This is a genomic window from Marinobacter lipolyticus (assembly GCF_018424605.1).
Lineage (GTDB): Bacteria > Pseudomonadota > Gammaproteobacteria > Pseudomonadales > Oleiphilaceae > Marinobacter > Marinobacter lipolyticus_B.
Genome location: NZ_QTKT01000001.1, coordinates 427,333 through 442,068, shown reverse-complemented (window position 1 = coordinate 442,068; position 14,736 = coordinate 427,333). Strand labels below are relative to the sequence as shown.

The window sequence follows — 14,736 nt, the reverse complement described above, 5'->3', positions numbered from 1 at the left end:
GACGCACAAGATGTTGGTAAGCCTTTATCGTTATAACCCGGAAACTGACAACGCGCCCTATATGCAGGACGTGGAGCTGGAGCTTCCGGAAGGCAAGGACCTGATGGTTCTTGACGTTCTTAACCTGCTCAAGGAAAAGGACCCGTCGGTTGCCTATCGTCGTTCCTGCCGCGAGGGTGTTTGCGGCTCTGATGGCATGAACATGAACGGCAAAAACGGTCTGGCGTGTATCACGCCGATGTCCCAGGTGGTCAAGAATAACAAGCTGGTCCTGCGTCCTTTGCCGGGCCTGCCGGTTGTTCGCGATCTGGTGGTCGACATGAGCCTGTTCTACAAGCAGTATGAAAAGGTCATGCCGTACCTGGTGAATGACAAGCCGGCGCCCGCCATTGAGCGCCTGCAATCTCCGGAAGACCGGGAAAAGCTGGATGGCCTGTACGAGTGTATTCTCTGTGCCTGCTGCTCCACCTCATGCCCCTCCTTCTGGTGGAATCCGGACAAGTTCATCGGCCCGGCAGGGCTGCTTCAGGCCTACCGTTTCCTGGCGGACAGCCGGGATACGGCTCAGGCGGAGCGTCTGGCCAATCTGGATGATCCGTTCAGCGTGTTTCGCTGCCGCGGCATCATGAACTGTGTCAGCGTCTGTCCGAAGGGCCTGAACCCCACAAGGGCTATCGGCCACATTCGGAATCTTCTGCTGCAACGGGCGACATAAAAGCAGAATATCCAACAGACGCTATACTGTCCTGATCAGGTTAGTACCCGGAAGGCCCTGCAACGTCGCAGGGCCTTCAACCAAAGGCTTATAGTCAAAAGTCTTACCAGGGTGCACACTACGCAAGCCGTGACGGGAGCTTACCCAGCTTTGTGACGGCATTGCTGAGTACAAAAACCACCGGGGAACGGAAAACATCCATGCTGGGTGTGGTGGCCAAAGTCGATCCCGTAAAAACCCGTATTGACTGAGATTTACCCCTGGCCGACCATGTCGAGCTCCCCCGCACCAGCCCAAGGTGAGCTATTCAAAATGCACGAAAGCATCATGGAGCAGTTATGGCAGACTTCCCACCTGCAGGGTGGCAATCTCGCCTATGTTGAACAGCTTTTTGAAACCTACCTGACAGACCCCAATGCCGTTCCCGAAGAATGGCGCAGCTATTTCGATCAACTCCCCAGCGTTGACGGCTATCAGGGTCGCGACATTGTTCACTCTTCCATTCGTGAGCAGTTCGAGCATATTTCCCGTAACCAGCGTTTCCTGGCCAGCAATGGCGTTCCTGCCAGTGCAACCTCCGACGCTGATAAGAAGCAGATCCGTGTTCTTCAGCTGATCAACGCCTTCCGGTTCCGTGGCCATCAGGAATCGAAGCTTGATCCGCTGGGCGTATGGCAGCGCCCGAAGGTGGAAGATCTCGACCCTTCGTTCCATGAGCTGTCAGAAGTTGATCGTGACCTGGAGTTCCAGACCGGTTCCCTGAGCTTCGGTTCTGAAACCATGAAGCTCGGCGATATCATCGAAGGCCTTCGCCAGACCTATTGCGAAAGCATCGGTGCCGAGTACATGCACGTGGTCGACACCCGTATCAAACGCTGGTTCCAGCAGCGCATGGAGCCTGTCCGGTCGCGCCCCGCGTACGAAGCAAAAACCCGTAAGCACATTCTTGAGCGGCTGACGGCGGCGGAAGGCCTGGAAAAATATCTGGGCTCCCGCTATCCGGGCGTCAAGCGCTTCGGTCTGGAAGGCGGCGAAAGCCTGATTCCCTGTCTCGACGAGCTGATTCAGCGTGCCGGTTCCTACGGTGCCAAGGAGATCGTTCTGGGTATGGCTCACCGCGGTCGCCTGAACGTTCTGGTCAACACGCTGGGCAAGAACCCGAAAGAGCTGTTTGACGAGTTTGAAGGCAAGAAGCTGGCTGACTCCGGTTCCGGTGACGTTAAGTACCACCAGGGCTTCTCCTCCAACGTGATGACACCGGGTGGTGAGGTTCACCTTGCGATGGCGTTCAACCCGTCGCACCTCGAGATTGTTTCACCGGTGGTCGAAGGTTCGGTCCGCGCCCGCCAGACCCGCCGTAATGACAATGACGGCACGCAGGTAGTTCCGATCATCCTGCACGGCGACGCCGCGTTTGCCGGTCAGGGCGTGGTGATGGAAACCTTCCAGATGTCCCAGACCCGGGGCTACGGCATTGGCGGTACGATTCACATCGTCATCAATAACCAGGTGGGCTTCACCACCAGCAAGCAGGAAGACGCCCGCTCCACGGAATACTGCACCGACGTCGCCAAGATGGTGCAGGCGCCGATTCTGCACGTGAACGCCGACGATCCGGAAGCGGTTCTGTTTGTCACCCAGATGGCGATGGACTACCGCAACGAATTCAAGCGCGACGTGGTGATCGATCTGGTCTGCTACCGTCGTCGTGGTCACAACGAGGCGGACGAGCCGGCAGCCACGCAGCCGGTGATGTACGAGAAGATCCGCAAACTGAAAACCACCCGGGCACTGTACGCGGATCAGCTGACCGCCGACGGTGTGATTTCCGAAGACGAAGCCAAGCAGATGGACCTGGATTACCGCGATGCGCTCGATAAGGGTGATCACGTGGTCAAGTCCCTGGTCAAAGAGCCGAACAAGGAGCTCTATGTCGACTGGACTCCATACCTGGGGCACGAGTGGACCGCCAAGTGCAAATCCAGCGTCGCGCTGAAGACCATTCAGAAACTGGGCAAGAAGCTGACCCAGGTTCCGGAAGGCTTCAGTATCCAGCGCCAGGTTTCCAAGATTGTCTCCGACCGGGAGAAGATGACAGCCGGTGCATTGCCCATCAACTGGGGCTATGGCGAGATCATGGCCTATGCCACGCTGCTCGACGAGGGGCACCCGATCCGCATCACCGGTCAGGACGTGGGTCGCGGCACCTTCTCGCACCGACATGCGGTGTTGCATAACCAGAAGGACGGCTCCACGCACATCGCGCTTGAGCACCTGTACGACGATCAGCCGAAATTCGAGATCTACGACTCGCTGCTTTCAGAAGAAGCGGTGATGGCGTTCGAATACGGCTACTCAACCACCGCTCCCAAGGGTCTTGTGGTGTGGGAGGCCCAGTTCGGTGATTTCGCCAACGGCGCCCAGGTGGTCATCGACCAGTTCCTCACCAGTGGCGAGCACAAGTGGGGGCGCCTGTGTGGGCTGACGCTGTTGCTCCCGCACGGCTACGAAGGTCAGGGCCCGGAGCACAGCTCGGCACGCCTTGAGCGCTTCCTGCAGCTGTCTGCAGAGCACAACATTCAGGTGTGCGTGCCGACGACGCCGTCGCAGGTGTTCCACATGCTCCGTCGCCAGGTCAAGCGTCCGCTGCGCAAGCCGCTGGTGGCGATCACGCCCAAGAGTCTGTTGCGCCACAAGGAAGCAACGTCGGATCTGGAAGACCTGACGTCAGGCACCTTCCAGACCGTGCTGCAGGAAAAAGAGCCGACAGATCCGAAGAAAATCACCCGCCTGATTCTGTGCAGCGGTAAGGTTTACTTCGATTTGCTTGAGAAGAAAAAGGCGGATGAGCGTGACGATGTGGCCATTGTGCGCATCGAGCAGCTGTATCCGTTCCCGGGCGACGATCTGGACGAGCTGCTTGCGCAATACCCCAAGCTCAAGCATGTGGTCTGGTGTCAGGAAGAGCCCATGAACCAGGGTGCCTGGTACTGCAGCCAGCACCATATGCGTAATGCTTTGCATCGCAAGAACAGCAAATTGTACCTTCAGTATGCCGGCCGTGACGCCTCCGCTGCGCCAGCGTGTGGCCACATGTCCGTGCATATTGAAGAGCAGAAGAAACTGGTTAACGACGCGTTCGAAATCTGACGAGCTACCGAACTAAGGATCCGAGATGTCAACTGAGATTAAAGCCCCCGTATTCCCAGAGTCGGTCGCAGAGGGCACCGTCGCGACCTGGCACAAGCAGCCGGGTGAAGCCTGTTCCCGTGATGAGCTGATTGTCGATATTGAGACCGACAAGGTGGTTCTGGAAGTGGTTGCGCCGGCGGACGGCGTCATTGAAGAAGTGTTGAAAGGCGAAGGCGATACCGTTGAAAGCGGTGAGGTCATTGGCAAGTTCAAGGAAGGCGCCGCTGGTGAGTCCAAGCCTGCCGAAAGCAAGCAGGAGAGCCAGAAAGAAGAACCGGCCAAGGAAGAGGCTGGCAGCAATGCCCCCTCCGGAGATGCCATCCTGAGCCCGGCTGCCCGTAAGCTTGCCGAAGAGAATAACGTTGATCCGAATGCCGTGAAGGGTACCGGGAAGGACGGAAGGGTTACAAAAGAAGACGTTCAGAATCATGTTGATAGCGCAAAGTCTTCAGGATCTGCTTCAGCTTCGAAGCCGGCCGCTGACATGCCGTCTGTCGACGTCGCTTCCGGTGAGCGTCCGGAAAAGCGGGTACCGATGACCCGTCTGCGCGCCAGCATCGCCAAGCGCCTGGTCAACGCCCAGCAGACCGCCGCCATGCTGACCACCTTCAACGAGGTGAACATGGCGCCGATCATGGAACTGCGCAAGCAGTACCAGGACAGCTTTGTGAAGCGCCACGGCATCAAGCTGGGCTTTATGTCGTTCTTCACCAAGGCGGCCACTGAGGCGCTCAAGCGTTTCCCGGCCGTAAACGCCTCCATTGATGGCAACGACATGGTGTATCACGGTTACCAGGATGTGGGTGTGGCCGTGTCCACCGATCGCGGCCTGGTGGTTCCTGTGGTGCGGGACGTGGACGCACTGGGTCTGGCCGACATCGAAAAGAAGATTGTCGAATACGGCACCAAAGCGAAAGACGGCAAGCTTGCTATCGAGGACATGACCGGCGGTACCTTCACCATCACCAACGGCGGTATTTTCGGCTCCCTGATCTCCACGCCGATTCTGAATCCGCCACAGACTGCGATCCTGGGCATGCACAAGATTCAGGAGCGTCCGATGGCGGTGAATGGCAAGGTGGAAATTCTGCCGATGATGTACCTGGCGCTTTCCTATGATCACCGCATGGTTGATGGCAAGGAAGCAGTACAGTTCCTGGTAGCGATCAAGGAAATGCTTGAAGATCCGGCGCGTATTCTGCTGGACGTCTGAGCTGACTTTTAACGAATCAGAAAACGGGATCAACTATGTCTGATAAGTACGACGTCATTGTCATTGGTGCAGGCCCCGGCGGCTATGTGGCGGCCATCAAGGCTGCCCAGCTCGGTCTGAAAACCGCCTGTGTGGAATCCTGGAGTTCCGAGGACAACAAGCAGGTGCTCGGTGGCACCTGTCTGAACGTGGGCTGCATTCCCTCCAAGGCGTTGCTGGAAATCTCCCACAAGTTCGAGGAAGCCAGCCACGATTATGAAATGCAGGGCATCATCGCCAAGGATGTCAAGATCGACCTTGCCAAGATGATGGAACGCAAGAGCGGTATTGTGAAGCAGCTGACCGGCGGCATCGCGGGCCTGTTCAAGGCCAATGGCGTGACCTCTATTCACGGTCACGGCAAGCTGCTGGCGAACCGCAAAGTGGAAGTGACCGACAAAGACGGCAAGAGCCAGACCTACGAAGCGGAAAACGTCATTATCGCGACCGGTTCCAAACCGATCGAGATTCCGCCTGCGCCGTTCGATGGCGATTACATTGTCGACTCCGAGGGTGCTCTGGAGTTTACCGAAGTACCCAAGCGCCTGGGTGTGATTGGTGCCGGCGTCATCGGTCTCGAGCTTGGCAGCGTTTGGGCCCGCCTCGGGTCGGAAGTGACCGTGCTTGAAGCCCAGGATACATTCCTGCCTGCAGTTGATCAGCAGGTGGCGAAGGACGCCCTCAAGCAATTCCAGAAGCAGGGGCTGAATATTGTCATGGGCGCCCGCATGACCGGGGCTGAAATCAAGCGGAAGCTGGTTAACGTCAGTTACGAAGACAGCAAAGGAAAACAGGAAGCGAAGTTCGACAAGCTGATCGTCGCGGTCGGTCGTCGGCCTTACACCGACAATTTGCTGTCCGAGGATTCCGGCGTGCAGATGGACGAGCGTGGGTTCATATTCGTGGACGACAACTGCAAGACCGAGGCCCCAGGTGTTTGGGCGGTAGGCGACGTGGTGCGCGGCCCGATGCTGGCTCACAAGGCGTCGGAAGAGGGCGTTATGGTTGCCGAGCGTATCGCCGGCCATAAGCCGCAGGTCAACTACGACTGCATCCCCAACGTTATCTACACGGCTCCGGAAGTGGCCTGGGTTGGCAAGACTGAAGAGCAGCTCAAGGCGGAAGGTGAAGAGTACAACGTGGGTACCTTCCCGTTTGCGGCGAACGGCCGTGCCATGGCCGCCAACTCCGCATCCGGTCTGGTCAAGATCATTGCCGACGCGAAAACCGATCGCATCCTGGGTTTCCATGTGGTGGGTCCCCAGGCCTCTGAAATCGTGGCCCAGGGCGTCATTGCCATGGAGTTCGGTTCCAGCGCAGAAGATCTGGCCCTGACCTGTTTCGCACACCCGACTCTGTCTGAATCGGTTCACGAAGCAGCTCTGGCCGTGGCAGGCGGCGCGATTCACATCGCCAACCGTCGCAAAAAGAAGTAACGCAATACCGGAATCGGGGCGCCAGTTTGGGCGCCCCGCTGCCATCATAACGGCAGCTTTCCGGACGCGTAACCGGCGGGTTAAGGTGATCCCTGGCCTGCCAGAACGAATTCGCATCACGCGCACCAAAGGCGGTGCGTCAGCGGGTTCATTTCCGTACGTGGTTATCCTCCATCAAAAGACGGGACATTAACTATGAATTTGCACGAATATCAGGGCAAGCAGCTGTTCGCTGAATATGGCCTGCCAGTATCCAAGGGCATTGCCTGCGATACTCCGAAAGAAGCAGTGGACGCAGCCGGCGAAATTGGCGGCGACGCATGGGTGGTCAAGGCTCAGGTTCACGCTGGTGGCCGTGGTAAGGCTGGCGGTGTGAAGCTGGTCAAGAGCAAGGATGAAATCCGTGAGTTCGCCGAGAAGTGGCTGGGCAAGAACCTGGTAACGTACCAGACGGACGAGCACGGCCAGCCGGTGAGCAAGATTCTGGTTGAATCCCTGACTGACATCGATCAGGAGCTGTATCTGGGTGCGGTTGTCGACCGTGGTACCCGCCGAATCGTTTTCATGGCGTCCACCGAAGGTGGTGTTGAAATCGAGCAGGTTGCCGAAGAAACTCCGGAAAAGATCCTGAAAGCTGAAATTGATCCGCTGGTAGGTGCACAGCCATACCAGGGCCGCGAACTGGCCTTCAAGCTGGGTCTGGAAGGCAAGCAGATCGGGCAGTTCACCAAGATTTTCATGGGCCTCGCCAAGCTGTTTGAGGACCGTGACCTGGCGCTGCTGGAAATCAACCCGCTGGTCATCACACCGGCCGGTGATCTTCACTGCCTCGACGCCAAGATCGGCGTAGACGGCAATGCGCTTTACCGTCAGAAGAAGATCCACGAGATGCACGATCCCTCCCAGGAAGATTCCCGGGAAGCGGAAGCGGCCAAGTGGGAACTGAATTACGTTGCGCTGGAAGGCAACATTGGCTGCATGGTCAATGGCGCCGGCCTGGCCATGGGCACCATGGACATCATCAAGTTGTCCGGCGGTCAGCCCGCGAACTTCCTGGACGTTGGCGGCGGTGCCACCAAAGAGCGCGTTTCTGAGGCGTTCAAGATCATCCTGTCTGACGACAACGTTAAGGCCGTTCTGGTCAACATCTTCGGTGGTATCGTTCGCTGCGACATGATTGCAGAGGGCATCATCGGCGCGGTGAAGGAAGTCGGTGTGAAGGTGCCGGTTGTGGTTCGCCTTGAAGGCAACAACGCTGAAAAGGGTACCCAGGTACTCGCCGACAGCGGCCTGAACATCATTGCCGCCACCAGTCTGTCTAATGCGGCAGAGCAAGTCGTTAAAGCCGCAGGGGGTAAATAATGAGCATCCTGATCAATAAAGACACCAAGGTTATCTGCCAGGGCTTTACCGGCGCACAGGGTACTTTCCACTCTGAACAGGCGATCGAGTACGGCACCAAGATGGTCGGTGGCGTAAGCCCCGGCAAGGGTGGTACCGAGCATCTGGGTCTGCCGGTCTTCAACACCGTGCGTGAAGCGGTGGAGAAAACCGGTGCGGAAGCGACGGTTATCTACGTGCCGGCACCGTTCTGTAAAGACGCCATCATCGAAGCTGCAGACGCTGGTATCCAGCTGATCGTGTGCATCACCGAAGGCATCCCGACCATCGATATGCTGTATGCGAAGGAATACGTGGATCGCAAAGGCGTTCGCATGATCGGCCCCAACTGTCCGGGCGTGATCACGCCGGGTGAGTGCAAGATCGGCATCATGCCGGGCCACATTCACAAGCCGGGCAAAGTGGGCATCGTTTCCCGTTCAGGTACGCTGACCTACGAAGCGGTCAAACAGACCACCGATTTCGGGTACGGTCAGTCCACCTGTATTGGTATCGGCGGCGACCCGATTCCGGGCTCCAACTTCATCGACATCCTCAAGCTGCTGCAGGACGACCCGCAGACCGAGGCGATCGTGATGATCGGTGAAATCGGCGGTACCGCCGAAGAAGAAGCGGCTGCGTTCATCAAAGAGAACGTCACCAAACCGGTGGTGTCCTACATCGCAGGTGTTACTGCGCCTCCGGGCAAGCGTATGGGCCACGCCGGCGCCATCATTTCCGGTGGTAAGGGTACTGCAGACGAGAAGTTTGCGGCCCTGAACGACGCCGGTGTCAAAACCGTGCGTAGCCTGGCCGAAATCGGCAAGGCGCTGAAGGAAGTGACCGGCTGGTAAAACGCCCACGCCGGTTCTGAAAGCCCCCGGGTCCGCCGCAAGGCGCCGGGGGCTTTTTCGTTGCGGCTTGCGCCGGTTATGCCGGTTTTTCAATGGTTTCTTAACGCCGGCGCGACATAAGACTATAATGCCCGGTCAGCCTGCACTAAGATGGGCTGACCTGATATCACCAGAAGGAGTTCATGCTTTGAGTTCTGTAGATTCCCAGCAACGGGTTTTGTCCGGAATGCGTCCTACCGGCAAGCTTCACCTTGGCCACTACCACGGTGTGCTGAAAAACTGGGTTAAACTCCAGCATGAGTATGAGTGCTTCTTCTTCGTTGCCGACTGGCACGCCTTGACCACCGATTATGAAGATACCTCGGGCATTGAGAACAGTGTCTGGGATATGGTTATCGACTGGCTGGCAGCCGGTGTGAATCCCGGATCTTCGACCATGTTTATCCAGTCGCGGGTGCCTGAGCACGCCGAGCTTCACCTGTTGCTGTCGATGATTACGCCGCTGGGCTGGCTTGAGCGGGTGCCGACGTATAAAGACCAGCAGGAAAAGCTGCGGGAAAAAGACCTGGCCACCTACGGCTTCCTCGGTTATCCGCTGCTGCAGAGCGCGGATATTCTGATGTACCGGGCCGGTCGGGTGCCGGTTGGCGCCGATCAGGTTTCCCATGTGGAAATAACCCGTGAAGTGGCCCGGCGCTTTAATCATATTTATGGCCGCGAACCCGGTTTTGAAGAGCAGGCGGAAGGCGCCATCGTGAAGATGGGCAAGAAAAACGCCAAGCTGTATCGCACCCTCAAGAAGCGGTACCAGGAAGAGGGCGATCTGGAAGCGCTGGAAACGGCGCGCGCCCTGTTGAAAGAGCAGCAGAACATTTCCCTGGGTGACCGTGAGCGCCTGTATGGCTACATTGAGGGCGGCGGCAAGGTGATCCTGCCAGAGCCCCAGCCATTGCTGACGCCGGAATCCAAGATGCCAGGGCTCGATGGCCAGAAAATGTCCAAGTCCTACAACAACTACATCGGGTTGCGGGAAGACCAGGATTCCGTGGCGCAAAAGGTCCGCACCATGCAGACCGATCCCCAGCGCGTACGCCGCACCGATGCCGGTGATCCGGAAAAATGCCCGGTCTGGGGCATGCACAAGATCTACTCCGATGCCGACACCCGGGCATGGGTGGATACCGGCTGTCGCAGTGCCGGCATCGGTTGCCTGGACTGCAAGAAGCCACTGATTGACGCCATTATTGAAGAGCAGCGGCCGCTGCACGAGCGTGCCCGCGAGTACGAGGGCAACCCTGACCTGGTCCATTCCATTATTGAGGAAGGCTGTGAGCAGGCCCGGGACGCCGCGCGGGATACCCTCGAGGAAGTGCGCGCAGCCATGGGGCTGAGCTACCGCTAACGCACCGGCGGACAACGTTCGCTGTGGGGCGCTGGAGACATGATGACCGAAGACACCGTGAGCACATCGCAGGCTGAAACGGCGGAAGACGCGCCCACATCGGCGGGTTCCCAGGTGCCGCTGGCTCTGGTGTCCGGCAAACCCGTGGTCGACCTGCCGCGGGATCTTTACATTCCTCCTGATGCGCTGGCAGTCTTCCTGGAGGCGTTCGAGGGACCGCTGGATCTGCTGCTGTATTTGATCCGGCGTCAGAACATGAACATCCTGGACATTGACGTCAGTGAGATCACGCGTCAGTACATGGACTATATTGGCGCCGTGGAAGCGATGCGCTTCGAGCTGGCCGCTGAATATCTGGTCATGGCCGCGACCCTGGCGGAGATCAAGTCGCGAATGTTGCTGCCGCGCCAGGAAAGCGAGGACGATGAGGAAGTCGACCCGCGAGCCGAGCTGATACGGCGGTTGCAGCAGTACGAACGATTCAAGCAGGCGGCGGAAGATCTGGATTCGCTGCCGCGCCTGGAGCGGGAAAACTTTGTGGGTTCCGCTGCCTTGCCGAAGTTGCCGTCGAGCCAGCCGCACCCGGATGTGGAGCTGTCGGAGCTGTTATTGGCGTTGCAGGGGGTGCTCAAGCGCGCAGACCTGTTTACCAGCCACCACGTGGAACGGGAAAGACTCTCAACCCGTGAGCGAATGTCGTCCATACTGGCGACCCTGCAGGGTGACCGGTTCGTCAACTTCGAAAGCCTGTTTACCCCGGAAGAAGGGCGCCTGGGCGTGGTCGTCAGCTTCCTGGCGACGTTGGAACTGGTCAAGGAGCAGCTGATTGAGGTGGTTCAGGGCGAAGTGCTTGGGCCGATCCACGTAAGGGCCAGAGCGTCCAGCTAGTCAGCGCCATGGTTGGATAAAAGAGTGCTATGAACGACGAAAACCTGCGAAAAATACAGGCGATTACCGAAGCGGCGTTGTTGGCCGCCGGTAAACCCATGTCGCTGGAGCAGCTCAGGGAGCTGTTCGATGAGGGCGAACGCCCGGCCCGTCAGGTCATGGAGCACGTGCTGGCGCTGCTTGAGGCGGCGTGCGAAGGTCGCGGCTTTGAGCTGAAGAAAGTCGCCAGCGGTTACCGGCTCCAGGTGCGCGAGGAATACGCACCCTGGGTTGCCCGCCTGTTCGAGGAAAAGCCCCAGCGGTATTCCCGGGCGTTACTGGAAACCCTGGCTCTGATCGCTTATCGCCAGCCTATCACCCGCGGTGAAATTGAAGACATTCGCGGGGTGACGGTGAGCAGCAATATCATCCGCACGTTGCTGGAGCGCGAATGGGTGAGGGTAGTCGGTCACCGAGACGTGCCCGGCCGTCCGGCCATGTACGCCACCACGCGCCAGTTCCTTGATTACTTCAATCTCTCGGATCTTGATCAACTGCCGCCTCTGTCCGAAGTGCGGGATCTGGAGGAAATAGGCCGGGAAATTGAAAAGAATATGCAGGCAGAGATCGAGTTCGACGCTTCTGCCGGCGATGAAGGTGAAGGCGCCGGAGAGCCGGCGTCGGACACCGATTCAAACCAGACACTTCACTGATGCCAGGGGTATCAGCCCACTTGAAAGGATAAGTAAATGGCGTCAGAACGCCCCGGGAAACCAGGAGCCAGAAGCTCCGGTCCCAAGAAAGCATCCGTTGTGACGGGTGAGCCGGAAAGAATCCAGAAGCTGCTCTCCAGGGCCGGTGTCGGTTCCCGGCGAGAGGTGGAAAGCTGGATAGAGGCAGGACGCGTCACCGTCAATAATCAGTTGCCGGAGCCTGGTCAGAAAGTCACGGTCAACGACCGGATCGAACTGGACGGAAAGCGCCTGGATCTGACATCCGGGTCCGAGGTGGTTCGGCGGGTACTGATCTACAACAAGCCGGAGGGTGAAGTTACCACCCGCCGCGATCCGGAAGGGCGTCCCACGGTGTTTGACCGGCTCCCCCGGCTAAAGGATCACCGCTGGATCTCCATCGGACGGCTCGACATCAACACCACCGGGCTGGTGCTGTTCACCACCGACGGTGAACTGGCAAACAAGCTGATGCACCCGTCCAGCGAAATCGACCGGGAATACGCCGTGCGGGTGTTCGGCGAAGTCGATGACGAGATGCTCAAGCGCCTGATGGACGGTGTGTTGCTGGAAGACGGCATGGCCAAGTTCTCGGATATCTCCCCGGCCGGAGGCAGCGGCATCAATCGCTGGTTCCATGTCACGCTGCTTGAGGGCAGGAACCGTGAAGTAAGGCGTCTGTGGGAATCACAGGGAGTGCGGGTAAGCCGGCTCAAGCGCGTGCGCTACGGGCCCATTTTTCTGCCGAGTCGTCTGACGGTCGGGAAGTGGGAAGAGCTTGATCAGAAGGCAGTGGACCTGCTCAGTCGATCGGTGGGGCTGGAGTCGGTGGCGATTCCGGCCAAAACACCGGATGAGCAGGCGGCCATCGATCGGAAGCGGAACAAACAGCCGGGACGCCCCGCACGGAAAAGCGGCGGGCGGAAATGGGATGTGGCCACCTCCAGGCCGGCTAGTAAGCCTGCTGGCGCCGGCAAGAAAACCGTGACGAAATCCGGCCGAAGCCCGAAACGCTGAGGTATTCAGCCAATGCTGGCGAAGACCCGGGTGCAGTTGCGTCCGTGGTCTTTTGCCCGGTAAAGGGCCTCGTCTGCACGGGCAACCCACTGATCGGCAGTCTCGTCCACCAGTCGCATGGCCACGCCACAGCTGGCAGTAACGGACACGTCCGTGTCGCCGCAGTTCACGACGATGTCTTCGATGTTGCACCGAATTCGGTCAGCAACATCCCGCGCTTCCTGCTCGCCGGTGTGGGGCAGCAAAACCGCAAACTCTTCACCCCCGAAGCGGTATACCGAATCCGAATTTCTCACTGCTTTTTCCAGTTCCCGCGCCGCCAGTTTCAGCAGGTGGTCGCCCACCACATGGCCGTGGCTGTCATTGACCGACTTGAAATGGTCCAGATCGCAGAGGATCAGCGAGTACTGGTCACCGTGCCGGTCAGACAGCAGGCAGGCGCGCTGCAGGGCCTGATCCATGGCGCGCTTGTTGGGAACGCCGGTCAGGGAATCCGTCAGTGCAGCCTGCTCGATGGCGATGAATTTGCAGGCGTTGCGAATCGGGCAGATGGCCGCACTCAGAAGCATCTCAATGCCTTCCAGTTCCGACTCGGCGAATCGCTGCCGACGTTTCAGTGACAGCGTGCCAAAAAACTCGCCCTCAAGATTGAGCCGGTAGTCGCAGCTGTGGGGACCGCCCATGCCGGACGCATAGACAAACTCGGTGCCACCGATGTGGTGGCGGTAGTGGAGCGCATCAAAGGGTACGACCGCGGCAATTTCTTCCGCCAGAATGCCCAGCTGCAGTTCCAGCGACAGCGTGGTCGACAGCCGTCGGGTCAACCGGGTCAGAATGTCTGGGGATTCGTTCCATTCCCGATGGGCCTGTTTCAGAGCTGCCAGCTTCTGGGGTTGGGGGCCATGCTTTGCTATGGAAGGAATCTGTTTCACCGGGACATCGCTCTACGTCAAAATTTTTCTGGTTAAAGCACGAATCATGCCCTTATAAATAAAGCTATTTTAAACAGTGGTATAGCGTCACTTTTTGACGGCATTATTGGTCGAGTCTCAAGAATGACACAGAACTGTCAGAAATCCGGCATTGATTTGCCGCTTTTCAGGGTGGTCAAAATGTCGGACAAGGGCATTGGGTCTGCCAATCCCTGTGGTAAACTTTTGCGCTTATTATCGTGCCTTCCGTACAGCGAGTGAGCGTCCAGGTTTATGAGGTTTCAGGCCCCCGAAAGTTTATCCGAGCAAATTGCCCAGCATCTGGGGCAGCGCATTATGACCGGCGAACTCAGGCCCGGTGAGCGGATTCAGGAACTGAAGGTGGCTGGTGAACTGAATGTCAGCCGTGGCTCGGTGCGCGAGGCCTTGCTGATTCTCCAGCGCCGTCACCTGATCGAGATTTTCCCGCGTCGGGGGGCGGTGGTGTCCCGGTTAACCCCGGAACTGGTGAATAGCCTGTACGATATTTACATTGATTTGCTGTGCATGCTCGGTCGCAAGGTGATGGAGCGTTGGTCGGGGCCCGAGCTGTCCGGTGTGATCAGTCAGGCGAGGGAACTTCAGGCTGTGACGGAGGCATTGAATTCTGGCGGCAAAGACGCGGCGGAACGGGTCATCGAAGCCGGATTTGGTGTGATGCGGTACGCCTACACGCTGGTGGATAATCCGTTCCTGGAAGAGACACTGGAAAACTTCCGTCCCGCCATCAGCCGGACTTATTACGTGGCCCTGGAGAATTTCCGTGGAGAAATGTCCGAAACCGGGCGCTTCTTCAGCGATGTGGCAGACGCCGCGGTCAGTGGCGATGCCAGCAGGGTCGAAACCGCGATCCGCCGTTTCGGCGAGCACCAGCGGAACCAGGTGTTGATAATACTCAGGGAGGAGGTTACCGCCTGAT

Annotated in this window: 12 protein-coding genes; 11 read left to right on the top strand and 1 reads right to left on the bottom strand. The window is 58.3% G+C overall.

Features of this window, described 5'->3' with window-relative positions:
- Positions 1–10: 10 nt before the first annotated feature.
- From DYI22_RS01990 to rluB, 10 genes are all read left to right on the top strand, one after another.
- Entirely contained in the window at positions 11–715 is a 705-nt protein-coding gene (locus DYI22_RS01990; RefSeq protein ID WP_213476345.1) for a succinate dehydrogenase iron-sulfur subunit, read from the top strand.
- Between the two features lie 312 nt (positions 716–1,027).
- Complete coding sequence (locus DYI22_RS01985) at positions 1,028–3,865, top strand: 2-oxoglutarate dehydrogenase E1 component (protein ID WP_213476344.1); 2,838 nt, start codon at positions 1,028–1,030, stop codon at positions 3,863–3,865.
- Positions 3,866–3,890: 25 nt separating this feature from the next.
- Positions 3,891–5,120: a 2-oxoglutarate dehydrogenase complex dihydrolipoyllysine-residue succinyltransferase gene (gene odhB / locus DYI22_RS01980; protein WP_213476343.1), complete on the top strand. Its 1,230-nt coding sequence runs from the start codon at positions 3,891–3,893 to the stop codon at positions 5,118–5,120.
- A 35-nt stretch (positions 5,121–5,155) separates the two neighbouring features.
- On the top strand, positions 5,156–6,595 hold the full coding sequence (lpdA, locus tag DYI22_RS01975) for a dihydrolipoyl dehydrogenase (RefSeq protein ID WP_213476342.1): 1,440 nt from the start codon (positions 5,156–5,158) through the stop codon (positions 6,593–6,595).
- Between the two features lie 195 nt (positions 6,596–6,790).
- On the top strand, positions 6,791–7,957 hold the full coding sequence (gene sucC / locus DYI22_RS01970) for an ADP-forming succinate--CoA ligase subunit beta (protein ID WP_213476341.1): 1,167 nt from the start codon (positions 6,791–6,793) through the stop codon (positions 7,955–7,957).
- Positions 7,957–8,829, top strand: a complete 873-nt coding sequence (gene sucD / locus DYI22_RS01965) for a succinate--CoA ligase subunit alpha (protein WP_213476340.1) — start codon at positions 7,957–7,959, stop codon at positions 8,827–8,829. The genes sucC and sucD overlap by 1 nt, the downstream gene beginning before the upstream one ends.
- 187 nt (positions 8,830–9,016) lie before the next feature.
- Positions 9,017–10,231 carry a tryptophan--tRNA ligase gene (locus DYI22_RS01960; protein WP_213476339.1) on the top strand — a complete coding sequence of 405 codons (1,215 nt, stop codon included), beginning with the start codon at positions 9,017–9,019 and terminating at the stop codon, positions 10,229–10,231.
- Between the two features lie 42 nt (positions 10,232–10,273).
- The gene (locus tag DYI22_RS01955; protein ID WP_228300763.1) at positions 10,274–11,119 is read left to right on the top strand and encodes a segregation and condensation protein A; all 846 of its coding nucleotides are present in this window, start codon (positions 10,274–10,276) and stop codon (positions 11,117–11,119) included.
- Between the two features lie 29 nt (positions 11,120–11,148).
- The gene (scpB, locus tag DYI22_RS01950) at positions 11,149–11,811 is read left to right on the top strand and encodes an SMC-Scp complex subunit ScpB (protein WP_213476338.1); all 663 of its coding nucleotides are present in this window, start codon (positions 11,149–11,151) and stop codon (positions 11,809–11,811) included.
- A gap of 36 nt (positions 11,812–11,847) precedes the next feature.
- A complete protein-coding gene (gene rluB / locus DYI22_RS01945) occupies positions 11,848–12,846 on the top strand; it encodes a 23S rRNA pseudouridine(2605) synthase RluB (protein WP_213476337.1) in 999 nt (332 codons plus the stop codon).
- Between the two features lie 5 nt (positions 12,847–12,851).
- Here rluB and DYI22_RS01940 read toward each other — a convergent pair whose 3' ends face one another.
- Positions 12,852–13,778, bottom strand: coding sequence for a GGDEF domain-containing protein (locus tag DYI22_RS01940; RefSeq protein WP_213476336.1), 927 nt, complete (start codon positions 13,776–13,778; stop codon positions 12,852–12,854).
- A 273-nt stretch (positions 13,779–14,051) separates the two neighbouring features.
- Between DYI22_RS01940 and DYI22_RS01935 the strand changes: the two genes are divergently transcribed.
- Positions 14,052–14,735 carry a GntR family transcriptional regulator gene (locus DYI22_RS01935; protein WP_213476335.1) on the top strand — a complete coding sequence of 228 codons (684 nt, stop codon included), beginning with the start codon at positions 14,052–14,054 and terminating at the stop codon, positions 14,733–14,735.
- The last annotated feature ends 1 nt before the right edge of the window (position 14,736 follow it).